General features: G+C 73.4%; 23 protein-coding genes. 19 read left to right on the top strand and 4 right to left on the bottom strand.

Annotated features, from left to right (window positions below):
* The first annotated feature begins 88 nt into the window (after window positions 1–88).
* The gene (locus tag VR894_RS16805) at window positions 89–1969 is read left to right on the top strand and encodes an acyl-CoA dehydrogenase family protein (RefSeq protein WP_324653393.1); all 1881 of its coding nucleotides are present in this window, start codon (window positions 89–91) and stop codon (window positions 1967–1969) included.
* A gap of 42 nt (window positions 1970–2011) precedes the next feature.
* Here VR894_RS16805 and VR894_RS16800 read toward each other — a convergent pair whose 3' ends face one another.
* Complete coding sequence (locus VR894_RS16800; RefSeq protein ID WP_324653391.1) at window positions 2012–2980, bottom strand: helix-turn-helix transcriptional regulator; 969 nt, start codon at window positions 2978–2980, stop codon at window positions 2012–2014.
* 89 nt (window positions 2981–3069) lie between these two features.
* On the opposite strand from VR894_RS16800, the gene VR894_RS16795 reads away from it, so the two are divergent.
* Window positions 3070–3270 carry a hypothetical protein gene (locus tag VR894_RS16795; protein WP_324653390.1) on the top strand — a complete coding sequence of 67 codons (201 nt, stop codon included), beginning with the start codon at window positions 3070–3072 and terminating at the stop codon, window positions 3268–3270.
* A gap of 5 nt (window positions 3271–3275) precedes the next feature.
* On the opposite strand, the gene VR894_RS16790 is transcribed toward VR894_RS16795, so the two are convergent.
* Together VR894_RS16790 and VR894_RS16785 are read right to left on the bottom strand one after the other, a co-directional pair.
* Window positions 3276–4514, bottom strand: coding sequence for a S1C family serine protease (locus tag VR894_RS16790; protein WP_324653389.1), 1239 nt, complete (start codon window positions 4512–4514; stop codon window positions 3276–3278).
* A gap of 38 nt (window positions 4515–4552) precedes the next feature.
* Entirely contained in the window at window positions 4553–5134 is a 582-nt protein-coding gene (locus VR894_RS16785; RefSeq protein WP_324653388.1) for a DUF998 domain-containing protein, read from the bottom strand.
* Between the two features lie 59 nt (window positions 5135–5193).
* Between VR894_RS16785 and VR894_RS16780 the strand changes: the two genes are divergently transcribed.
* The 4 genes from VR894_RS16780 (at window position 5194) to VR894_RS16765 (ending at window position 8369) form a co-directional block, all read left to right on the top strand.
* Window positions 5194–5766, top strand: coding sequence for a winged helix-turn-helix domain-containing protein (locus VR894_RS16780; RefSeq protein ID WP_324653386.1), 573 nt, complete (start codon window positions 5194–5196; stop codon window positions 5764–5766).
* A gap of 258 nt (window positions 5767–6024) precedes the next feature.
* Complete coding sequence (locus tag VR894_RS16775) at window positions 6025–7281, top strand: MFS transporter (protein WP_324653384.1); 1257 nt, start codon at window positions 6025–6027, stop codon at window positions 7279–7281.
* Window positions 7282–7302: 21 nt separating this feature from the next.
* Window positions 7303–7446 (top strand): hypothetical protein, encoded by a 144-nt coding sequence (locus VR894_RS16770; protein ID WP_324653383.1) that lies wholly within the window; start codon window positions 7303–7305, stop codon window positions 7444–7446.
* Between the two features lie 242 nt (window positions 7447–7688).
* The gene (locus VR894_RS16765; protein ID WP_324653381.1) at window positions 7689–8369 is read left to right on the top strand and encodes a DedA family protein; all 681 of its coding nucleotides are present in this window, start codon (window positions 7689–7691) and stop codon (window positions 8367–8369) included.
* 6 nt (window positions 8370–8375) lie between these two features.
* Here the strand turns inward: VR894_RS16765 and VR894_RS16760 are convergent, their stop codons facing one another.
* The gene (locus VR894_RS16760) at window positions 8376–8843 is read right to left on the bottom strand and encodes a GNAT family N-acetyltransferase (RefSeq protein WP_324653380.1); all 468 of its coding nucleotides are present in this window, start codon (window positions 8841–8843) and stop codon (window positions 8376–8378) included.
* A 200-nt stretch (window positions 8844–9043) separates the two neighbouring features.
* Here VR894_RS16760 and VR894_RS16755 point away from each other — a divergent pair, with 200 nt between their 5' ends.
* From VR894_RS16755 to VR894_RS16695, 13 genes are all read left to right on the top strand, one after another.
* The gene (locus tag VR894_RS16755) at window positions 9044–10288 is read left to right on the top strand and encodes a substrate-binding domain-containing protein (protein ID WP_324653379.1); all 1245 of its coding nucleotides are present in this window, start codon (window positions 9044–9046) and stop codon (window positions 10286–10288) included.
* 65 nt (window positions 10289–10353) lie between these two features.
* Window positions 10354–11115, top strand: a complete 762-nt coding sequence (locus VR894_RS16750; protein ID WP_324653377.1) for an ABC transporter ATP-binding protein — start codon at window positions 10354–10356, stop codon at window positions 11113–11115.
* Complete coding sequence (locus tag VR894_RS16745; RefSeq protein ID WP_324653375.1) at window positions 11112–11831, top strand: ABC transporter ATP-binding protein; 720 nt, start codon at window positions 11112–11114, stop codon at window positions 11829–11831. Before VR894_RS16750 ends, VR894_RS16745 begins: the two co-directional genes overlap by 4 nt.
* Entirely contained in the window at window positions 11828–12706 is an 879-nt protein-coding gene (locus VR894_RS16740) for a branched-chain amino acid ABC transporter permease (RefSeq protein ID WP_324653373.1), read from the top strand. Before VR894_RS16745 ends, VR894_RS16740 begins: the two co-directional genes overlap by 4 nt.
* Window positions 12703–13851: a branched-chain amino acid ABC transporter permease gene (locus VR894_RS16735; RefSeq protein WP_324653371.1), complete on the top strand. Its 1149-nt coding sequence runs from the start codon at window positions 12703–12705 to the stop codon at window positions 13849–13851. The genes VR894_RS16740 and VR894_RS16735 overlap by 4 nt, the downstream gene beginning before the upstream one ends.
* Window positions 13848–15371, top strand: a complete 1524-nt coding sequence (locus VR894_RS16730) for a class I adenylate-forming enzyme family protein (RefSeq protein ID WP_324653369.1) — start codon at window positions 13848–13850, stop codon at window positions 15369–15371. Before VR894_RS16735 ends, VR894_RS16730 begins: the two co-directional genes overlap by 4 nt.
* Entirely contained in the window at window positions 15368–15985 is a 618-nt protein-coding gene (locus VR894_RS16725) for a TetR/AcrR family transcriptional regulator (RefSeq protein WP_324653367.1), read from the top strand. Before VR894_RS16730 ends, VR894_RS16725 begins: the two co-directional genes overlap by 4 nt.
* Window positions 15982–16734, top strand: a complete 753-nt coding sequence (locus VR894_RS16720) for a 3-hydroxybutyrate dehydrogenase (RefSeq protein ID WP_324653365.1) — start codon at window positions 15982–15984, stop codon at window positions 16732–16734. Before VR894_RS16725 ends, VR894_RS16720 begins: the two co-directional genes overlap by 4 nt.
* Window positions 16731–17627, top strand: a complete 897-nt coding sequence (locus VR894_RS16715; RefSeq protein ID WP_324653364.1) for an alpha/beta hydrolase — start codon at window positions 16731–16733, stop codon at window positions 17625–17627. Before VR894_RS16720 ends, VR894_RS16715 begins: the two co-directional genes overlap by 4 nt.
* Window positions 17624–18433: a CoA transferase subunit A gene (locus VR894_RS16710; RefSeq protein WP_324653363.1), complete on the top strand. Its 810-nt coding sequence runs from the start codon at window positions 17624–17626 to the stop codon at window positions 18431–18433. The genes VR894_RS16715 and VR894_RS16710 overlap by 4 nt, the downstream gene beginning before the upstream one ends.
* Window position 18434: 1 nt before the next feature.
* Window positions 18435–19091: a CoA transferase subunit B gene (locus tag VR894_RS16705; RefSeq protein ID WP_324653361.1), complete on the top strand. Its 657-nt coding sequence runs from the start codon at window positions 18435–18437 to the stop codon at window positions 19089–19091.
* Window positions 19088–20272, top strand: coding sequence for an acetyl-CoA C-acyltransferase (locus VR894_RS16700; RefSeq protein ID WP_324653360.1), 1185 nt, complete (start codon window positions 19088–19090; stop codon window positions 20270–20272). Before VR894_RS16705 ends, VR894_RS16700 begins: the two co-directional genes overlap by 4 nt.
* Before the next feature lie 91 nt (window positions 20273–20363).
* Complete coding sequence (locus VR894_RS16695; protein WP_324653358.1) at window positions 20364–21413, top strand: alpha/beta hydrolase; 1050 nt, start codon at window positions 20364–20366, stop codon at window positions 21411–21413.
* The last annotated feature ends 5 nt before the right edge of the window (window positions 21414–21418 follow it).

Below are 21418 nucleotides of genomic sequence, written 5' to 3'. Positions count from 1 at the left end.
CGGATGTCGGCTCCCTGCCCGTCACCTCTTCCCCTTCGGCTCCGAGTACCCGATACTGCGGGTACCGGCAACGACGCGGGAGGCGATCATGGCCACAACGGCACAGGTCGACGAACGAGAGGCACGGCGGGTCGCGGAGGAGTCCCGGGACACCGAGTGGCACCGGCCGAGCTTTGCCAAGGAGCTCTACCTCGGCCGGTTCCGGCCCGAGCTCGTCGAGCCCCACCCGCGGGCGGATGACGCCACGGTCCAGCGCGGGGAGGCCTTCCTCTCCCGGCTGCGCGCGTTCCTCGAGACGGTCGACGGCGAGGCGATCGAACGGGACGCGAAGATCCCGCAGGAGGTCCTCGACGGGCTGGCCCGTGTCGGTGCCTTCGGGATGAAGATCCCCGAGGAGTACGGCGGCGTCGGACTGGGGCAGGTGTACTACAACCGGGCGCTCATGCTTGTCGGGACGGTCAACCCGTCCCTCGGCGCGCTGCTGTCCGCGCACCAGTCGATCGGGGTGCCCGAGCCGGTCAAGATGTTCGGCACCGAGGAGCAGAAGCAGGAGTTCCTGCCCCGCTGCGCGGCCGGCGCCGTCTCCGCCTTCCTGCTCACCGAGCCGGACGTGGGGTCCGACCCCGCCCGCCTGCAGCTGGCGGCGACCCCGACGCCGGAGGGCGACTACCTCCTCGACGGCACCAAGCTGTGGGGCACCAACGGCACGATCGCCGAGCTGCTCGTCGTGCTGGCCCGGGTGCCGCAGAGCGAGGGGCGGCGGGGAGGGATCACCGCCTTCGTCGTCGAGGCGGACTCCCCCGGGATCACCGTCGAGCGGCGCAACGCGTTCATGGGGCTGCGCGGGCTGGAGAACAGCCTCACGCGGTTCACCTCCGTGCGCGTGCCGGCGGCGAACCGGCTCGGCGCGGAGGGCCGCGGCCTGAAGATCGCGCTCGCCACCCTCACCACCGGGCGACTGTCCATCCCGGCGCTGTGCGTCGGCGCGAGCAAGTGGTCGCTGAAGATCGGGCGGGAGTGGGCCCGGGAGAGGGTCCAGTGGGGCCGACCGGTGGGCCGGCACGCCGCCGTCGCCCACAAGATCGCGTTCATGGCGACGACGACCTACGCCCAGGAGGCGGTCCTCGAGCTGACCGGCCACCTGGCCGACGCCGGGGACACCGACGTCCGGATCGAGGCAGCGATCGCCAAGCTCTTCACCTCCGAGCGCGCGTGGCAGGTGGCCGACGAGCTCGTCCAGGTCCGCGGCGGCCGCGGCTACGAGACGGCCGCCTCGCTGCGTGCGCGCGGCGAGCGGGCCGTGCCGGTGGAGCAGGTGCTCCGCGACCTGCGCATCAACCGGATCTTCGAGGGCTCGTCCCAGATCATGCACCTGCTCATCGCCCGCGACGCCGTCGACGCCCACCTGTCCGTCGCGGGCGCGATCATCGACCCCGACACGTCGACCACCGACAAGGCCCGGGCCGCCGTCCAGGCGGCTCAGTTCTACGCCGGCTGGCTGCCGAGCCTCTACACCGGTGCCGGGATGGTGCCGAGCTCCTTCGCGCAGTTCGGTACGCTCGCCGGCCACATGCGTTTCGTCGAGCGTGCCTCACGCAGGCTCGCCCGTTCGACGTTCTACGGCATGGCCCGGTGGCAGGGCGGGCTCGAGCACAAGCAGGGCTTCCTCGGGCGCGTGGTCGACATCGGTGCCGAGCTCTTCGCGATGACGGCCGTCTGTCTGCGGGCACGCATGCAGGACGAGGACGGCACCGCGCCGGGTGCCACCCGGCTCGCGAACGCCTACTGCAACCAGGCCCGGCTCACCGTGGCACGGCTCTTCCGCGAGCTGTGGACGAACACCGACGCGAGCGACGAGCAGCTGGCCCGCGAGGTCCTCGACGGCGAGCACACCTGGCTGGAGGAGGGTGTCCTCGACCTTTCGGAGGGCACCGGCCCCTGGATCGCCGCGGACCCGCAGGGCACCTGACCGCGCCCGCCGCCCAGTCGGCCACATCCCGGCGCCGCGGCCTCAGCCATGGTCGGTGGGCGGGTCCGCGACCGCCCGGGACAGCCGGGCGGTGACTCCCCGCAGGTAGTCGCGCAGCTCCCGGGGGTGCTCGACGACGAAGTCGGCCTCGAGCTGGGCGAGCGCGGACGCCAGCCACTGCACGCTGTCACCGTCGAGGAGCAACCGGGAACTCGTCTCGTCGACCGGCTGGACCTCACCCTCGACGGCCCAGCGGCGCATGAGCTCGCTGTCCGCGGGCTCCTGGACGAGGATCACCGCCTTCTCGTCCCACAGGTCACGCACCCTGCGCTGCAGGTAGGTACCGGCGTTGTCCGCGGGAAGCTCCCGGGGCGTGAAGCGCCGTCCGAGGGGGGTCCTGGGACGGAGCCGGTCGACGCGGAAGGTCCGCCAGTCGGAGCGGTCGAGGTCCCAGGCGACGAGGTACCACCGCCCCGTCCAGGCGACGAGCCCGTAGGGCTCGACCTCCCGCAGGGACTCGGTGCCGTCACCACGGACGTAGTCGAAGCGCAGCCGCACCCGGTCCTGGCACGCACCGGCGACGGTCAGCAGGACCGTCGGGTCGACGACGGCGGCTCCAGGCAGGTTCACCACGCTGGCTCCCAGCCGTTCCACCCCGGCACGCAGCCGTGAGGGGAGGACCTGCTGCAGCTTTGCCAGGGCACGCTGAGCCGCCTCGCCGACTCCGTGGACGTTGCTGCTCGCGGCCGTGGTGAGCGCGATCGCTGCGGCGACGGCCTCGTCGCTGGCGAACTGGAGCGGCGGGAGACGGCCACCGTCACCGAGGCGGTAGCCACCACCCCTGCCCTTGACCGCGTGCACCGGGTAGTCCAGCTCACGGAGCTTGTCGACATCCCGGCGCAGCGTCCGGTCGGTGACGCCGAGCCGCTCGGCGAGCTCCGCGCCCGACCACTCGCGCCTCAGCTGGAGCAGGCTGAGGAGCTCGAGCATCCGGCGGGACGAGTCGACCACGTCCCCCATCTTCCTCGGAGCAGCGGACACAGGGTGTCCGCTTGGCCTCCTACCGTGAGGAATGTCCATTTCGCCTGGAGGGACGTCTCATGGATCCGCACCTGCTCGACAGCTTTGCCGCTCGCATGGTCGGGGCGACGCTCGCGGACTTCACGCGCGACCAGCGGCTCTCGGCGAGCCGCCCACGCCGGAGCGCCACCCGTCGTCGCCGGTCTGCCATGGCCCTGGGCACGACCCTCGGGGTTGCGGCACCGGCGGTCGGCACCGTCCTCGTCGTCGTCGTCCGGTAGCCGGCTCAGGGCAGCACGTCCTCGCGGGTGGCGAGCGTGACCGTCACCTCGCTCAGCCCCGCGTCGTCGGCCACCGTGAGGGTGGCCTCGCTGCCACTGGCGTACTGCCGGACGAAGCCGACCAGTGAGTCCGCGCCCGACACGGGCCGCCCGTCGATCGCCGTGATGACGGCGCCGGGCTGCAGCCCGGCGTCGGCGGCGGGGCTTCCCGGTTCAACCGTGACAACCTGCGCGCCCGCACGTCGCGCACCGTCGTCAGCGACGACGGCGTCGGTCAGCGCGACACCGAGGTAGGCGTGCTCCGCCACCCCGTCCGCCGCCAGCTGCTCGGTGATGAGGGTGACGAGGTTGCTCGGGATGGCGAATCCCAGGCCGATGCTGCCCGACGGTCCGCCGGCGCCGCTGGGCATGGTCGCGATCGAGCTGTTGATCCCGATCACGCGGCCGCCGGAGTCGAACAGCGGGCCACCCGAGTTGCCCGGGTTGATCGCGGCGTCGACCTGGATGGCGTTCGTCGTGACCTGAACCGCTGCCTGCCCCGGCAGGCGTGCCTGCTCGACGGTCGTCACCGGTCGGTCGAGCGCCGAGACCACGCCGGTCGTCATGGTGTTGCTGAGGCCGAGGGGGTTGCCGATCGCCGCGACCGCCTGCCCGACGCGCACCTCGTCGGAGTCGCCGAGCTCGGCGGACCGGAGGTCCTCCGGCGGGTCGTCGATGACGATGACCGCGAGGTCCGTCGCAGCGTCGGTCCCCACCATGGTGGCCGGGTACAGGCGTCCGTCCCACAGCGTCACGACCAGCTCGACCGCGCCGGCGACGACGTGGTGGTTGGTGACGATGCGCCCCTCCGCGTTGACGATGACGCCCGAGCCCTCGCCTGCGCCGTTCGCCCGGCGCACGTCGATGGCCACGACGCTCGGACCCACCCGCTCGGCGAGCGCCACCCAGTCCGGGACGGCGCCGTCCGGGACGGGGCCGCCGGGGTCCGTGGCCGGCTCCGTCGGGGCACCGGGACTCCGGCTCGGGGAGGCGCCGGGCTCCTCACCGCCGGATCGCGTGAGGGCGAGGGTCCCGAGAACTGCGACGACCGCGGCGAGCACGGCGATGACCACGGCCGTCACCCAGCTCGGGCGGCCGCGGGCGTCCCTCGCCCCGGCGGACTCACCGTGCTCGCCGTCGTCGGCCGCCATGTCGTCCTCCGTCGTGTCGCTCGAGCCGGACCGGGCGGGCAGTACCCCGTCCATGACACCACCGCCTCCGAGGCGTCGCGAGCCCGGCCGGATCAGTGACCGTCGGCGCGGTCCCGGAGCAGCCACAGCGCCGTCATCGTCAGCCAGGCACCCAGGACGACGACGACGACCGTGTGCCGGAGCGCCGTCGTCCCGGGGTCCGTCTGCCACCCCAGGGCGGCGCAGACGACGACGGTCGCCAGACCGTGGAGTGCCCGCCCTCGCAGCCCGTCGCGCCACCACGCGACCGAGATGGCGAGCACGGCGAGCAGCCCGGCGTTGATCGCGACGCCGGTCGAGACGTCGTGCAGGCGGCCGTGCCAGGCGACCGGGTCGACCACGAAGACGCCGACGCCGACCAGCCCGGCCGCCATGACGACGAGGAGGGCTCCCGCCACCCGGACCAGGCGTCCCCGCCGGTCCAGCCGGAGCGTGCCCACGCCGAGTGCAGCGACGAGGCCACCGACGAGGACGAAGGTCACGACGTGGACCCAGCCGTGGGGGCCGAGGCCGAGTGAGCTGATCGGGTCGGTCCCGAGGTCGTAGTCCTCTCGCCACAGCGCCTGCAGGAGGAGCGCGAGAACGAGCACGGGTCCGGCCGCGGCACCGCACCCGAGCAGGGCACCCGTCCTCACCACCACCGACCTCCGCGACGTTGGAGCCTTCGTGCGCAGAGCAATCTAAGGTTGAGGACATGTCAGCGCGCGAGCAGGAGGTCATCGACGACCCCGAGCGGATCCGGGCGCTGACCCATCCGCTTCGCCTCAAGCTGCTCGACCTCCTCGCGGAGCGAGGTGAGCTCACTGCCACGCAGTGCGCCGAGCTCACCGGGGAGTCGGTGGCCAGCTGCTCGTTCCACCTGCGCATGCTCGAGAAGTACGGGTTCATCGAGCGGGCCGAGGCCCGCGGACGTGAGAAGCCCTGGAAGGCACGCAGCGCCGGAGGGTACGCGACCGGCATCGACCCCGAGGTCCCCGGGTCGTTGCAGGCCACCTCCGAGCTGGCCAGGCTCACGTTCCAGCAGCGTTCCCAGAGCCTGTGGAACGCGTTCGAGCGGATCGGTGAGGAGCCACCGGAGTGGCTGGACGCCACCCGGCTGATGAACAGCACCTTCTGGGCCACCGCGGCAGAGGCCGCCGAGCTGGGTGACCAGATCATGGCGCTGTTCGACCGGTTCGAGGGGCGTCGCGACGACGAGGCGAGCCGACCCGACGGCGCCCGGCGTGTGCGCGTGATGACGACGATCCACGCCGACCCGCCGGGCTGACTACCCCCGCTGTGGCGCTGCGCCCGGCGACCCGCCTCCGCAGCGCCGTGTCCCCCGCCCTGGGCCCCGTGCCCGGCGCGCCCGTCGCCTCCACAGCGCAGGCCCCGTGCCCGCGGCCGGGCGCCGTGGCGCTGCCCGACCTCAGCGTGCCGCCGCAGCAACCAGAACTATCAAGACAACTTGCTAAAGAGATCTTGCGCAAGATCTCTTTAGTGCTCTAACCTCGTGTCGTCAGCCCCCACCCGAAGGGTCCGCACGATGTCCGAGCAGCTCCGCGTAGCAGCCGCACCGCGTCACCGCGGCCCGGCCGCCCTGCGCACGCGCGGGTTCCGCCAGCTGGCGGGGGCCTGGGTGTTCACCAACATCGCCGACAGCGCGCTCTACCTCATGGTCGCGGTCTGGGTGAAGGAGCTGACCGGCTCCAACGGCGCCGCGGCGTTCGTCTTCGCCGCGCTCGGGCTGCCGACCCTGCTCGCCCCGTTCATCGGGCAGCTCGCCGACCGCGTGTCCCGCGCGCGGCTGCTCGCCGTCGGCAACGGCGTCATGGTCCCGGTGGTGGCGAGCCTCGCGCTGGTGGGCGACGCCCGCGACATCTGGCTCATCTACGTCGTCACCTTCGTCTACGGCGCCATGGGCCACCTCACGGCGTCCGCGCAGTCCGGCCTGGTCCGGGACCTCCTCGACGACGACGAGCTCGCGGGTGGCAACGGGCTCCTCACCACGACGGACCAGGCCTTCCGCCTCGTCTCACCGCTGGTGGGCACCGCACTGTACGTCTCTGCCGGCCCACGCGCCGTCGTCGTGGTCACCGCGGTGTGCTTCGCGGTCACGGCGGCCCTGCTGACCCGCCTCGAGGTCACCGAGACACCGCCCGAGGCTCCTGCCGACGGTGCGTCGTTCTGGACCGAGCTCGCGGGCGGGCTGCACCACCTGCGGCACACCGCTCCCCTGGGTGCGCTCACGATCGCGCTGGCGATCGCCATGGGCGCCTCCGGGCTGACCAACGTGGCCGTCTTCCCGATGATGGAGCAAGGCCTGGGCCTCGACCCGGCACTGCTCGGGGTCCTCGTCAGCGTCCAGGGCGTCGGGGCCGTCCTCGGCGGGCTCACCGCCGCACGGCTCATCGGCCGCACGGGGGAGCCGCTCGCCGTCGCCGTCGGCCTGGGCGTCATGGGCCTGGGCATGACGCCGTTCGTCCTCATCGGCTCCCTCGCCCTCCCGCCGGCCGCCGGGCTCGCCATCGCGGTCACCGGCCTCGCCCTCGTCGGCCTGGGCGTCCCGTGGGCGATCGTCGCGTTCGTGACGGTCCGCCAGCGGGAGACCCCGCCGCGGCTGCAGGGCCGCGTCGCCGCCGCCACCAACGTCGCGCTCAACCTGCCGCAGACCCTTGCCACGCTCGCCGGTGCCACCGTCATCGGCCTGCTCGACTACCGCGTCCTCGTCGCCGCCACCATCGGCTGCACCCTCGTCGCCGCCGCACTCTGCCTGCGGACCGGCCGCCGCCCCACCGCCTGAGAACCACCGGAGGAGACCACCATGGAACCGCACCTGCTGCACGACCTCGCCGCTCACAGCTCCGGGCGGACGATGTCCGACTACGCCCTCCTCCAGCAGCTGGCGCCGAGCCGGCCACGCAAGCCCCGGACCACCTTCGGCTGGCCCGGCCGCCGGCGCGGCTGACCCACCAACGGCGCCCACAATCCCGCTCTCGGCGAGAGGTGGTGGGGCCCCGCGTGACGCCGTCGTCCAGGGCCGGAAATTGTCTTGTCCTGACATGTGTTCACCACTCACGCTGTGCATCTCGACGGCGGGCTCCGCGCCCACTCCCCCTCCCACCCGGACGTCACCCTGACCCCGCCCCAGGGTCGGACCAGGGTGACCCCGGATACCCCGCACCCACCACCTCACGATTCGCTGGAGCCATGCCGGACCTCATCACCCTGCTGCCCGAGGCCTTCAGCCCAGCACTGCTGGCCCTGGGCGCCGCGCTGGCCTTCGCCGAGTCGGCGTTCGGCCTCGGCGTGCTCGTCCCCGGTGAGCTCGGTGTCCTCGTGCTCGGCGCGGCGGCATCGACGCCGGTCCAGGTGCTGCTCGCCCTGACGGTCGTCAGCATCGCCGCCACGGCGGCCGACCACGTCGGGTACCTCGTCGGCCGGCGCTACGGGCACCGGCTGCGCGAGACCCGGATGGTCCACCGGCTCGGCACCGAGCACTGGGACCGCGCAGCGGAGCTGCTCCGCCGGCGCGGTCCGGCCGCACTCCTCGTCAGCCGGCTGCTGCCGCTCGTGCGCACCCTCGCCCCTGCCGCCGCCGGAGCGGCGCGGATGCGCTACCACCGGTTCCTGGCGGGCTCGGTCCTGGGCACCCTGGTGTGGGCCGCGCTCTGGCTCGGTGCGGGCGGGCTGGCCGGTCGCGCGCTGCCCGCCATGGCGTCGTCGCTGAGCCGGCTGGGCTGGGTGGGCCTGGGAGTCGTCGTCCTCGCGGGCGTCGCCGTCACCCTGCGGCGGCGGCGGAGCACCCGCCGGGCCCGGGCGGCAGTCCTCGACGACGGTGCGGACTGCCCCGGCCCGGCCGACGACCGCGAGCTCGAGTCGGTCGGCTGAACGTCGTCACAGCTCCTTGACGAGCACCAGCTCCGTCGCGACGTCCCCCTGCCCTGCCCCTGACGCGGGGGCCGGACGGCGCCCGCTGCCGCCGTAGCCGAGCCCCAGGTAGAGGCGGAGCGCAGCCTGGTTCGTCTCGGCGACGGCCATGGCCGCCGCCCGCCCACCGCGGTCGTGGACCCGCCGCTCGGCCGCGGCCACGAGCCGGGTCGCGAGCCCGCGCCCCCGCCAGCGAGGTGCCACCGCCAGGGAGCCGATCTCCGGCACCGCACGACCACCGACGCCGATGCCGGCCCAGCGCACGACGACCGTCCCGACCGGCACCCCGCCACTCGTCACCACGAGGAAGTCCCTGCGCCCCGCGACGGCGTTCGCGAGCTGACGGGCGTGGTCACCACCGCTCGGCAGCACCCGCTCGAGCAGGGGGACGTCCTCCTGCCTGGCGTCCCGCACGACGGCGTCGTCGTCGGTCATGCGTCCCCCTCGTCCCGGCACCCGGACCCTCGCCGACCCGTGGGCAGGGCCGCTGGGCCGTCACCGTACCAACGCCGTGACAGGACCGAGATCGGCAGGAGGTTGACACGGTGGGACGAAGGTCACATGATTTGTGAAACCTGAATCACCTGTCATGTTGATGGGTCCCATCCCGGCACCAGCTAACGAAGGCGGTCCCCGTGCGAGCAACAACGAAGTCCCTCGCGGCCACCGTGGGCGTCGTAGCCCTCCTGGCCCTCGGCGCCTGCGCCCCCAGCGCCGGCGGCGACGACGACACCAACGACGACGCCGGCAGCGACGCCGGCACCGGCGAGCAGACCGCCGACGCCGGCGGCGGCGACCCGGTCAACGTCGCGCTCATCACCTCCACCACCGGGCCCCTCGCCGCCTACGGCGAGGCCTTCATCGGCGGCTTCGAGGCGGGCCTCGACTACGCGACCGACGGCACGGGGACGGTCGACGGCGTCGAGATCGTCGTCGAGGTCCTCGACGACGGCGGTGACACCGACCGCGCCATCACCGCGGCCCGCGACGTCATCGGCCAGGGCTACTCGATCATGACCGGCACCGCCTCCTCCGGTGTCGCGCTCGCACTGGCCGAGCAGGCCGAGCAGAACCAGGTCCTCTACGTCTCCGGGCCCGCCGCGGCCGACGCCATCACCGGCATCAACGACTACACCTTCCGCTCCGGCCGCCAGTCCCTCCAGGACGTCGCCACCGCCGGGTCCTTCATCGACGTCGAGGGCGCGGAGATCCTCGTCCTCGCGCAGGACAACGCCTTCGGGCAGGGCAACCTCGCCGCGGTCGAGGGCATCCTCGGTGCCCAGGGTGCCGAGGTCGGCTCGGTGATGATCCCCGAGGACGTCACCGAGTTCACCCCCTTCGCGGCGCAGGTCCTCGACGCGGAGCCGGACATGGTCTTCGTCGCCTGGGCCGGCGCCACCTCCGGCGCCATGTGGCAGTCGCTCAACCAGCAGGGCGTGCTCGACGACATCACCGTCGTCACCGGACTCGGCGACGCCGCCACCTTCGGGGCCTACGGCGAGGCCTCGGACAAGGTCGACTTCCTCAACCACTACTTCCCGGGCGCGCCGGACAACGCGGTGAACACGGCGATGGTGGAGCACGTCGAGGCAGCCGGCGGCACGCCCGACCTGTTCACCCCGGACGGCTTCACCGCCGCGCAGATGATCGTCCACGCGATCAGCGAGGCCGGCGGGGACGACGTCGACGCGATGATCGGGGCGCTCGAGGGCTGGAGCTTCGAGGGACCCAAGGGCGAGTACACGATCCGGGCGTCGGACCACGCGCTCATCCAGCCCATGTTCCAGGCCCGCCTCGTCCCCGGCGACGGCGGCAGCTGGGTCCCCGAGCTCGTCGCCACCGTGCCGGGCGAGGACGTCGCCCCGCCCGAGGCCGGCTGACCCACCGATACCCGGTGCCGGCCCGTCCCCGGGCGGGCCGGCACCGTCGAGCAGAGAGAGCCACCATGTCCTCCCCCTCCGCGGCACTCCGCGTCGAGTCCCTGGGCTTCGCCGTCGGCGGCATCACGATCCTCGACGACGTCACCCTCGAGGTCCCCTCGGGCGAGATGATCGGGGTGATCGGGCCCAACGGCGCCGGCAAGACGACCCTGTTCAACATGATCTCCGGCATCCACCGCCCCACGGCCGGCAGGGTCCTGCTCGACGGCGCGGACATCACCCGTCACAGCATCCACCAGCGGGCGCGGGCGGGCCTGGGCCGCACCTTCCAGACCTCCAACCTCTTCCCCGGGCTGAGCGTCCTGGAGAACGTCCGGCTCGCCGCACAGCGCGAGCTCGGCGGGAACCTCTCGGTGCTCCGCTTCCCGCGTCCGGACGACCGGGCGACGACGACCGCCCGGGAGCACGTGGCCGAGGTCGGTCTCGCCGACCGGACCGATGTGCTCGCCGGTGGCCTCAGCCACGGCGACAAGCGCAAGCTGGAGATCGCCGTGCTGCTCGCGATGAACCCGAGCGTCATCCTCCTCGACGAGCCCATGGCGGGCGTCTCCCGCGCCGACGTCCCCGGACTGTCGGAAGTCATCCGCCGTATGCACCGCGAGCACCGGTGCACCGTCCTCATGGTCGAGCACCACATCGACGTGGTCATGGACCTCGTCGAGCGGGTGGCGGTGCTCCACCAGGGCACGATCCTCGCGCTCGACGCCCCGGAGGCGATCATGGCCGACCCCACCGTGCAGAGCGCCTACCTGGGGACGGCGGCATGAGCGCGCTCCTCGTCGTCGAGCACCTCTCGGCGAGCATCGGCGGTCAGCAGGTGGTGGAGGACGTCTCCCTCACGGTGCCCGGCACCGGCGTGACGGCCGTCCTCGGCCGCAACGGGGTGGGCAAGACCTCCACCCTCAAGGCCGTCATGGGCCTCATCAACCGGTCCGGGACGGTGACGTTCGAGGGCCACCGGATCGACCACGAGCACACCCACCGCATCGTCCAGCGCGGGATCGGGTACGTGCCGGAGGACCGGGAGGTCTTCGGCGGGCTCACCGTCGCGGAGAACCTGCGCCTCGCTGTGCGGGGCGGCACGGAGCGGCGCGAGCTCGTCGAGGAGCTCTTCCCCGACCTCGTCGGCCGCGCCAACCAGAAGGCCGGGACGCTCTCCGGCGGCCAGCAGCAGATGCTGTCCCTCGCCCGCGTCCTCATCAACGACAACAAGCTCCTGCTCGTCGACGAGCCCACCAAGGGCCTGGCCCCGCGGATCGTCAACGAGGTCGCCACCGCCCTGGAGGAGGCGGCGCGCACCGTGCCGATCCTCCTCGTCGAGCAGAACCTGCCCGTCATCGAGCGCCTCGCCGACGATGTCGTCGTCATCGACGCCGGGACGGTCGTCCACACGGGCAAGGCGCGGGAGCTGCTCGCCGACGAGGAGGCCGTCCACCGGCTGCTCGGCGTCGGGACCGAGCCGCGCGCGGAGGTGGCCCCGTGAGCACCGTCGTCCTCCTGCTGGCCACCGGCCTGGGCCTGGGTGCCCTGTACTTCCTCATCGCCTCCGGCCTGTCGCTCATCTACGGGCTCATGCACGTCCTCAACTTCGCCCACGGCGTCTTCCTGTCCCTCGGCGCGTTCGTCGGCTGGGAGGTCGCCCGCCGGATGGACGCCAGCACGTGGAGCGGCTTCCTCCTCGCCCTCCTCGCCGGCGCGGCCGCCGGTGCGGTCATCGCGGCCCTCACCGAGCTGTTCCTCATCCGGCCGCTGTACAACCGCCACATCGAGCAGGTGCTCATCACGGTGGGCCTGGGCCTCGTCGGCGTCGCCCTCTTCGAGGGCGTGTGGGGCACCGACGCCGTGTTCATCTCGGGCCCGGGCTGGATGACGGGCACCACCTCGATCCTCGGCGCGCGCGTCCCCAACACCGTCTTCGTCACGGTCGCGGCCGCCGCGCTGCTCCTCCTCGGGCTCGTGCTGTTCCTGCGTTACACCCGCTACGGCCTCATCATCCGCGCCGGGGTGGAGAACCGCTCCATGGTCACCGCCCTGGGGATCGACGTGCGCCGGTCCTTCACCCTCGTCTTCGCGATCGGTGGTGCCGCCGCCGGCCTCGGCGGCGTGCTGGCCTCCCAGTACTTCGGCTACGTATCGGCGCACATGGGCCAGACGCTGCTCATCTTCGCCTTCATCGTCACCGTCATCGGCGGGCTCGGCTCCCTCGGCGGTGCCGCCGTGGCGGCCGTGGTCGTGGCGGTGCCCCAGCAGCTCGCGAACTACTACCTCGTGGGGGTCGGTGACCTCATCGCGGTGCTCGCCCTCGCCGTCGTCCTGCTGCTCCGACCGACCGGACTCATGGGAAGGAGAGCGGCATGACCACCGGGACCCTGCGCCGTCCGGCCCCCGCCCCCGCGGCGGGACCGGCACCTGCCTCCCGCCCCGGCCGCGCGCCCCTGGTCGTGGGGCTCGTCGCGGTCGTCGTCGTCGCGGTGCTGCCCCTGCTCGACCTCCGCGTGCCCGGCATCCTGCCCGGCGCCACGTGGACACCCGGGACGATGCACCTCATCGCGCTGTGCATGCTCTTCGCGGCCGTGGCGCTGACCTACCACCTGGTCTACGGCGTCGCCGGGATGCTGAGCTTCGGGCACGCGCTGTACTTCGCGGCCGGCGCCTACGGCCTGGCCATCGTCCTCCAGCGCACCGACATGCCCCTGCTCGCGGCCGGTGCCCTCGTGCTGGTCGGCGTCATCGCGCTGGCACACGTCGTCGGGGCCGTCTCCCTGCGGGTGTCCGGGGTGTCCTTCGCCATGGTGACCCTCGCCTTCGCGCAGGCCGGGAACGTCGTCGCGCGCCGCAACCTCGGTGGCTACACCGGCGGCGAGGAGGGCATCGGTCTCGCCACGGCGAGCGTGCCCGACGCCCTCGTCGGCGTGGTCAACACCCGCAACATGTACTGGCTCTCGCTCGCCGTGCTCGTCGTCGTCTACGTCGTCGTCACCTGGGTGCAGCGGTCGCGTGCCGGGCACGTCGTCGAGGCGACCCGCGAGAACGAGCTGCGGGTGCGGGTGCTGGGCCAGCCGCCCTACCTCATCCGCCTCCTCACGTTCGTCATCGCCGGTGCGCTGGCCGGGATCGTCGGCATGGCCTACCTGCTGCTCCAGTCCCAGGCGGTGCCGACGATCTCCGCGGCGGACTTCACCATCGAGATCCTCATCATGGTGGTGCTCGGCGGGGTGGGCTCACGCTGGGGCGCCGTCGTCGGTGCGGTCACCTTCACCCTGCTCAACCAGCGGCTCTCCGTGCTGGCGTCGTCCGACGCCGTCGACTCCCTGCCCACGGTGCTGCGGGTCCCGCTGAGTGAGCCGGCGTTCATCCTCGGCGTGCTGTTCATCCTCGTCGTGCTCTTCCTGCCGGGCGGGATCGCCGGCGGCCTGCGCCGCGGCGCCACCCGGCTCGTCCGGGGTAGCGGGGCAGCCGACCGTCGGGCCCGCGAGCGCCGCCGCACGGAGGAGGTCGCGTGACCACGCCCGAGCCCGGCGGCCACACGCTCGGGAGGTGGACGGCCGACCACGCGCGGCTCACCCCCACGAAGGTGGCCATCGACGAGCGCGGCACCCGCACCACCTACGCGGAGCTCGACGCCCGCGCCGCGGTGCTGGCCCAGCGGCTGCGGGCCGCCGGCTACCGGCCGGGCGACCGGATCGCCACCCTCACCCGCAACAGCACCGCGCACGTCGTCCTCCTCTTCGCCTGCGCGAAGGCCGGCCTGGTCCTCGCGCCGCTGTCGTGGCGGCTGAGCACCGAGGAGCTGGCCTACCAGCTCACCCACTGCCGCCCCGCGCTCGTCGCCGTCGCCCCGGAGCTCGCCGACGACGTCGCCGCGGCGCACCCACCCGCACCGGTCGTCCACCTGGGGCGGGACGGCATGGAGCGAGCGGTCCCCGCCGCCGGGTCGCACCCCGGCCCCGACCGGCCGCCCCAGGACGAGGACCCCCTGCTGCTCATCTACACCTCCGGCAGCGCGAGCCGCCCGCGCGGCGTCGTCCTCACGCACGCGAACTGCTTCTGGACGAACCTCTCCCTGTCCGGGGCGGCCGGGATGACCACCGAGGACGTCGTCCTCAGCGTGCTGCCGCAGCACCACGTCGGCGGGTGGAACGTCCAGCCGCTGCTCGCCTGGTGGCGCGGCGCCACCGTGGTGCTCGAGCCCACCTTCGACGCCGCGGCGGTCCTCGAGCTGCTCGCGCGCCACCGGGTGACGACGATGATGGGTGTCCCCTCCCACTACCAGCAGCTCGCCGAGCTCCCCGGCTTCGCGACGGCGGACCTCAGTGGGCTCACGCACATGATCGTCGGCGGCGCACCGATGCCCGAGCGGCTGCTGCGCACGTGGCACGGCCGCGGGGTGCGCGTCATCCAGGGCTACGGCCTCACCGAGGCGGCCCCCAACGTCCTGCTCCTGCCGCCCGAGGACGCCTTCGACCACCTCGGCTCCGTCGGCAAGCCCTACCCCCACGTCGAGGTCGAGCTCGCCGACCCGGCCACCGGCCGGCGGGTCGAGGGGCCGGGCACCGGGGAGCTGCTCGTCCGCGGCCCCGCCGTCTTCGCCGGGTACTTCGCCGACGACGGCGCGACGGCCGCCGCCCGGGACGGCGGGTGGTTGCGCACCGGCGACCTCGCCACGCGCGACGCCGACGGCTACTTCCGGATCGTCGACCGCCTGTCGAACATGTACATCTCGGGCGGCGAGAACGTCTCCCCCGCCCAGGTGGAGGACGTGCTGCGCCGGCACCCCGCCGTCGGCGACGTCGCCGTCGTCGGCGTCCCGGACGAGCGCTGGGGGGAGGTGGGCCGCGCCGTCGTCGTCCCCGCCGACCCGCGGCGCCCGCCCACCGACGAGGAGCTGCTCGACCACTGCCGTGCCCACCTGGCCACGTTCAAGGTGCCGCGGTCGGTCGCCTTCGTCACCGAGCTTCCCCGCACCGCGCTGCACAAGGTGCGCCGCGCGGCGCTCCGCCCCCAGCACGAGGAGATCCGATGAGCGCGCCCCCGCGTACCGCCCGAGGCTCCCGCACCCGCGAGCGGATCCTCGTGGGCGCCACCGAGGTCTTCGCCGAGCACGGCTACCACGAGGCCTCGATCGTCAAGATCACCGAGGCGGCGGACGTCGCCCAGGGCACGTTCTACCTCTACTTCTCCTCCAAGCAGGGGATCTTCGAGGAGGTCGTCCGCGACCTCAACACCCGCGTCCGCCGGGCGATGCACGAGGCGTCCGCCGCGGAGCCGGACCGGCTCTCCGCCGAGCGGGCCGGCTTCCGCGCGTTCTTCCGCTTCACCGCCCAGAACCCGGCGCTCTACCGGATCATGCGGCAGGCCGAGTTCGTCGCCCCCGACGTGCTGCACGTCCACTACGAGACCATCGCCCGCGGCTACGTCGCCGGCCTCACCGCGGCCCAGCAGCGCGGCGAGGTCGCCGCCGACCTCGACCCCGAGGTCGCCGCCTGGGCGCTCATGGGGATCGGCGAGCTCGTCGGCATGCGGTGGGTGACGTGGACCGAGGAGGCCGGCGGGCCGCGCGAGCTTCCCGAGCACGTCTTCGACGCGACGATGCGCCTCATCGAGCGCGCCCTGTACCCCGACCTGGAGGACCGATGAGCGAGCAGCACCTGAGCGGCCGCCGAGCCGTCGTCACCGGTGGGGCCGGCGGGATCGGCGCCGCGTGCGTCCGGGCCCTGGCGGCTCGCGGGGCCGACGTCGTCGTCGCCGACAGGGACGGGGACGCCGCCCGCGTCGTCGCCGAGGAGGTCGGCGGCGAGGCGTGGGTGGTCGACCTGTCCGACACCGCCGCGCTCGAGGACCTGCGGCTCCAGGCCGACATCCTCGTCAACAACGCCGGGATCCAGGTCGTCTCACCGATCGAGGACTTCGCGCCGGACGACTTCCGGCGCATCCAGCGGATCATGGTCGAGGCACCGTTCCTGCTCATCCGGGCCGCCCTCCCGCACATGTACGACGGCGGGTGGGGGCGGGTCGTCAACATCTCCTCGGTCCACGGTCTCGTCGCGTCCCCGTACAAGAGCGCCTACGTCACCGCCAAACACGCCCTCGAGGGGCTGAGCAAGGTGACGGCGCTCGAGGGCGCGGCCCGGGGCGTGACGAGCGTGTGCGTCAACCCCGGCTACGTGCGCACCGCGCTCGTCGAGCGGCAGATCACCGACCAGGCGCGCGCGCACGGCATCAGTGAGGACGAGGTGCTGGAGAAGGTGCTGCTCACCCAGCAGTCGGTGAAGCGGTTGGTCGAGCCGGACGAGGTGGGCTCACTGGTCGCGTGGCTCACGGGCCCCGACTCCGGCATGGCGACCGGCTCCTCCTACGTCCTGGACGGGGGGTGGCACGCGCGATGAGCACCCACAGCTATCGGGAGGTCGGCGTCGCGGTCGACGGCGGCACCCTTCACGCGGGGGTCTGGGACCCGGACGGGCCGGTGATGCGCACCGTCCTGGCGGTCCACGGGATCACGGCCACGCACCAGAGCTGGACCTACCTCCCCGCCGCCCTGCCGGGGGTGCGGGTCGTCGCCCCGGACCTGCGCGGCCGCGGACGCTCCAACGGGCTCGGTGGCCCGTACGGCATGGCCCGGCACGCCGACGACCTCGCCGCCCTGCTGTCCGCGCTCGGGACCGAGCGGGCCGCCGTCGTCGGGCACTCGATGGGCGCCTTCGCCTCCGTCGTGCTCGCCCACCGGCACCCCGCGATCGTCGACGAGCTGGTGCTCGTCGACGGCGGCCTGCCCATCGACCTGCCGCGCGGCGTGGACCCCGACGCCCTCATGGAGGCGGTGCTGGGGCCAGCCGTCCGCCGGCTGTCGATGACCTTCCCGGACCACGCCGCCTACCGGGCGTTCTGGGCGGACCACCCGGCGTTCGGCCCGCGGCTGGTCGCCGAGCTCGGTCCGTACTTCGACTACGACCTCGAGCCCGACGGCGCGGGGTGGCGCTCCTCGTCGCGGATCGAGGCGGTGACCGAGGACCAGCGGGAGCTCGCCACGGGGAGCAGCGTCATCCCGGCGCTGGAGTCCCTGACCGTGCCGACCCGCTTCGTCCACGCCCCGCGCGGCCTGCTCGACGACGCCCCGCTCTACTCCCGCGACCACGTCACCCGGTGGGAGAATCGCCTTCCGACGTTGACGACGACGTGGGCCGGGGACCTCAACCACTACACGGTCGTCATGAGCCCGCACGGTGCGCGGCTCGTGGCGGCCCAGCTCTCCCCGACCCCGGAAGGAGTCCGACCATGACGACGACGATGACGTCCGCCCCCCGACGAGGACTGGACAAGGTGGTGGCCTCGGCCGCCGAGGCGGTGGCCGACGTCCCCGACGGGGCGTCCCTCGCCGTCGGTGGCTTCGGGCTGTGCGGCAACCCGGTCGGGCTCATCGAGGCACTCCTCGCCCAGGGCGCGACCGGCCTGCGGGTCGTGTCGAACAACTGCGGCGTGGAGGACTACGGGCTGGGCCTCCTGCTCGGCGCCGGCCGGCTCGCGCGGATCACCGCCTCCTACGTCGGGGAGAACAAGGACTTCGAGCGCCAGTACCTCACCGGCACGCTGGAGGTGGAGCTGACCCCGCAGGGCACGCTCGCGGAGAAGCTGCGCGCCGGCGGGTCGGGCATCGCGGCGTTCTACACGACCACCGGCGTCGGCACGCAGGTCGCCGAGGGCGGCCTGCCTCAGCGCTACGGCCCCGACGGCTCGGTCGTCACGGCGTCGGCACCCAAGGAGGTGCGCACCTTCACCGTCGACGGTGAGGAGCGGGAGTTCGTCCTCGAGGAGGCGATCACCACCGACTTCGCGCTCGTCCACGCCCTGCGCGGCGACCGGCACGGCAACCTCGTGTTCAACAAGTCGGCGCGCAACTTCAGCCCACTGGCCGCGATGGCGGGGCGCACGTGCATCGCCCAGGTCGAGGAGCTCGTCGAGCCGGGGCAGCTCGACCCGGACGAGGTCCACCTGCCCGGCATCTACGTCCACCGGCTCGTCCACGTCGGGTCGGACTTCGAGAAGCGGATCGAGCGGCGCACCGTGCGCGCCGAGGGAGTGAGCTGAGATGGCCCTGACGCGAGAGCAGATGGCCGCCCGCGCGGCGCGCGAGCTGCCCGACGGCGCCTACGTCAACCTCGGCATCGGGCTGCCCACCCTGGTGCCCAACTACGTCCCGGCCGGCAGCGACCTCGTGCTGCAGTCGGAGAACGGGATCCTCGGGGTGGGCCCCTACCCCACCGAGGACGCGGTCGACCCCGACCTCATCAACGCCGGCAAGGAGACCGTGACCACCCTGCCCGGGGCCGCGTTCTTCGACTCGGCGATGAGCTTCGGGATGATCCGCGGCGGGAAGATCGACGTCGCGATCCTCGGGGCGATGCAGGTCTCCGAGTGCGGGGACCTGGCCAACTGGATGATCCCCGGCAAGATGGTCAAGGGGCCCGGCGGGGCGATGGACCTCGTCCACGGCGCGCGCCGCCTCATCGTCCTCATGGCCCACACCGCCCGCGACGGCGCACCCAAGATCGTCCACGAGTGCTCGCTGCCGCTCACCGGCCGCGGGGTGGTCGACCGGATCATCACCGACCTCGCCGTCATCGACGTCACCGACGACGGTCTCGTCCTCGTCGAGACCGCGCCGGGGGTGAGCGCCGAGGAGGTCGTCGCGGCCACCGAGCCTCCGCTGACCGCCGCGGCCGGCCTCGTGGAGGTGACGGCATGAGCACCGACGACGTCGTCATCGTCGGTGCCGCCCGCACGGCGCAGGGCAAGCTGGGCGGGCAGCTCGCCACCCTCGCGGCCACCGAGCTGGGAGCGCACGCCATCCGGGGGGCGCTCGAGCGGTCCGGCGTCCCGGCCGGCGCCGTGGACGCGGTGATCATGGGACAAGTGCTCCAGGCCGGCGCCGGGCAGGGGCCGGCCCGCCAGGCCGCCGTCGCCGCCGGGATCGGCTGGCGTGCCCACGCCACCACGGTCAACAAGATCTGCCTGTCCGGCCTCACCGCCGTCATCGACGCCGCACGCCTCATCCGTCTCGGGGAGGCGGGTGTCGTCGTCGCCGGTGGCATGGAGTCGATGACCCAGGCGCCGCACCTGCTCGGTGGCTCACGGCGCGGCTGGACCTACGGCGACGTCACGGCCGTCGACCACGCCGCCCACGACGGTCTCACCGACCCCTTCGACCGCGAGTCGATGGGCCTGGCCACCGACCGACGCCGCGAGCAGTTCCCCACCACCCGCGAGGAGCAGGACACGGTCGCCGCCCACTCCCACCAGCGTGCCGCCGCGGCGTGGGAGGCCGGCGTGTTCGCCGCCGAGGTCGTGCCCCTCACCGTGCGCTCCCGCCGCGGGGAGAGCGTGGTCGACCGAGACGAGGGCATCCGGCCCGAGACCACGGTCGAGACGCTCGCCGGCCTGCGGCCGGCCTTCAGTCCCGACGGCGACATCACCGCGGGCAACGCCTCGCCGCTGTCCGACGGCGCTGCCGCGCTCGTGCTCACCACCCGGCAGCGGGCGGACCAGGAGGGGTGGCCGGTGCTCGCGGTCGTCCGCGCCTCCGGCCAGGTCGCCGGGCCGGACACCTCGCTGCACGAGCAGCCCGCAGCCGCGATCGAGCGGGCACTCGAGCGGCAGGGCTGGCGCGTGGCCGACCTCGACCACGTCGAGGTCAACGAGGCGTTCGGCGCGGTCGTCGCCGCCTCCGCCAAGCGGCTCGGCGTCCCCGCCGAGTCGATCAACCCGCACGGCGGCGGCATCGCGATCGGTCACCCCATCGGTGCGTCCGGTGCGCGCCTCGCCGTGCACGCGGCCCACCGCCTCGCGGCGGGCGACGCCACCCGCTCCGCCGTCGGCCTGTGCGGCGGGGGAGGCCAGGGCGAGGCCCTCCTCCTCGAGGCCCCGTAACCCCACCCAGCCGCCACCCGCGCCGACAGCGGGATTGTGTCCACCACGCCCTTCCCGTCGCTCGACCGTCCCCTCACCCAAGGAGCCCGCGATGCCCGTGACCGAGCGCGACGTCCAGACCTCCCGTCTGCGAGTCCACGTGCGGGAGACGGACCTCGCCACCGCACCTCGCGGCACCGTGGTGCTCGTCCATGGCAACTGCTCGTCCTCGGCGTTCTTCCACCGCCTCCTGGACGAGCTGCCACCGGGCTGGCGGGGCGTCGCGCCGGACATGCGGGGCTACGGCGACACCGAGGTGTTGCCCCTCGACGCGACGCGCGGCCTGCGGGACATGTCCGACGACGTCGTGTCGCTCCTCGACGAGCTCGGCGTCGAGCGGGCGGCGTTCGTCGGGCACTCGGCAGGCGCGGGCGTGGTCATGCAGCTGGCCATAGACCACCCTGACCGGGTCGCGCAGGTGCTGCTCGAGGCGCCCGCGTCGCCCTACGGCTTCGGCGGCACCCGCGACGTCGACGGCACCCCGACCTGGCCGGACTTCGCCGGGTCCGGGGGCGGCACCGCCAACCCGGCCTTCTCCGCCGCCATCGCCGCCGGGGACCGCTCGGCGGACCACCCCCACTCGCCGCTCAACGTGTTCCGCTCGCTGTACGTCGCCCCGGGCTCGCAGCTGCTGGACGAGGAGCTGCTGCTGGAGTCGGTGCTCTCCACGCGGATCGGGCCGGCGAACTACCCCGGTGACACGGTGCCGAGCGACAACTGGCCGGCCGTGGCGCCGGGGACGAGCGGGATCAACAACGCCCTGTCCCCGAAGTACTTCGACGTCTCGGCGTTCGCGGGGGTGCCCGAGGTGGGCCCGGTGCTGTGGGTGCGCGGCAGCCTCGACGCGATCGTGTCGGACACCTCGTCGCTGGACTTCGGCCAGCTCGGCGCCCTTGGCGCAGTTCCCGGCTGGCCGGGCGCGGACGTCTACCCGCCACAGCCGATGGTCGGCCAGATGCGCGCGGTGCTCGACCGGTTCGCCGCTGCGGGCGCGACCTACCGTGAGGTCGAGCTGCCCGGCATCGGCCACAGCCCGCACATCGAGGCCCCGGACGAGTTCCGCGTGCTTCTCGCCGAGCTCCTCGAGGTCCAGCCGCACTGACAGCC

The sequence above is a fragment of the Georgenia sp. H159 genome (assembly GCF_035607575.1).
In the GTDB taxonomy this organism is placed as follows: Bacteria; Actinomycetota; Actinomycetes; order Actinomycetales; family Actinomycetaceae; genus Oceanitalea.
Note: the sequence above shows the minus strand (reverse complement) of the source record. Positions and strands in the feature narration are given on the sequence as shown.

Coding starts and splice junctions, on each gene's coding strand:
- VR894_RS16795 (WP_324653390.1), top strand. CDS start 3,070: ATGGATCCGCACCTGCTCGACAGCTTTGCCGCTCGCATGGTCGGGGCG.
- VR894_RS16765 (WP_324653381.1), top strand. CDS start 7,689: ATGCCGGACCTCATCACCCTGCTGCCCGAGGCCTTCAGCCCAGCACTG.
- VR894_RS16760 (WP_324653380.1), bottom strand. CDS start 8,843: ATGACCGACGACGACGCCGTCGTGCGGGACGCCAGGCAGGAGGACGTC.
- VR894_RS16715 (WP_324653364.1), top strand. CDS start 16,731: ATGAGCACCCACAGCTATCGGGAGGTCGGCGTCGCGGTCGACGGCGGC.
- VR894_RS16710 (WP_324653363.1), top strand. CDS start 17,624: ATGACGACGACGATGACGTCCGCCCCCCGACGAGGACTGGACAAGGTG.
- VR894_RS16805 (WP_324653393.1), top strand. CDS start 89: ATGGCCACAACGGCACAGGTCGACGAACGAGAGGCACGGCGGGTCGCG.
- VR894_RS16720 (WP_324653365.1), top strand. CDS start 15,982: ATGAGCGAGCAGCACCTGAGCGGCCGCCGAGCCGTCGTCACCGGTGGG.
- VR894_RS16735 (WP_324653371.1), top strand. CDS start 12,703: ATGACCACCGGGACCCTGCGCCGTCCGGCCCCCGCCCCCGCGGCGGGA.
- VR894_RS16700 (WP_324653360.1), top strand. CDS start 19,088: ATGAGCACCGACGACGTCGTCATCGTCGGTGCCGCCCGCACGGCGCAG.
- VR894_RS16790 (WP_324653389.1), bottom strand. CDS start 4,514: ATGGACGGGGTACTGCCCGCCCGGTCCGGCTCGAGCGACACGACGGAG.
- VR894_RS16780 (WP_324653386.1), top strand. CDS start 5,194: ATGTCAGCGCGCGAGCAGGAGGTCATCGACGACCCCGAGCGGATCCGG.
- VR894_RS16775 (WP_324653384.1), top strand. CDS start 6,025: ATGTCCGAGCAGCTCCGCGTAGCAGCCGCACCGCGTCACCGCGGCCCG.
- VR894_RS16770 (WP_324653383.1), top strand. CDS start 7,303: ATGGAACCGCACCTGCTGCACGACCTCGCCGCTCACAGCTCCGGGCGG.
- VR894_RS16725 (WP_324653367.1), top strand. CDS start 15,368: ATGAGCGCGCCCCCGCGTACCGCCCGAGGCTCCCGCACCCGCGAGCGG.
- VR894_RS16705 (WP_324653361.1), top strand. CDS start 18,435: ATGGCCCTGACGCGAGAGCAGATGGCCGCCCGCGCGGCGCGCGAGCTG.
- VR894_RS16695 (WP_324653358.1), top strand. CDS start 20,364: ATGCCCGTGACCGAGCGCGACGTCCAGACCTCCCGTCTGCGAGTCCAC.
- VR894_RS16745 (WP_324653375.1), top strand. CDS start 11,112: ATGAGCGCGCTCCTCGTCGTCGAGCACCTCTCGGCGAGCATCGGCGGT.
- VR894_RS16750 (WP_324653377.1), top strand. CDS start 10,354: ATGTCCTCCCCCTCCGCGGCACTCCGCGTCGAGTCCCTGGGCTTCGCC.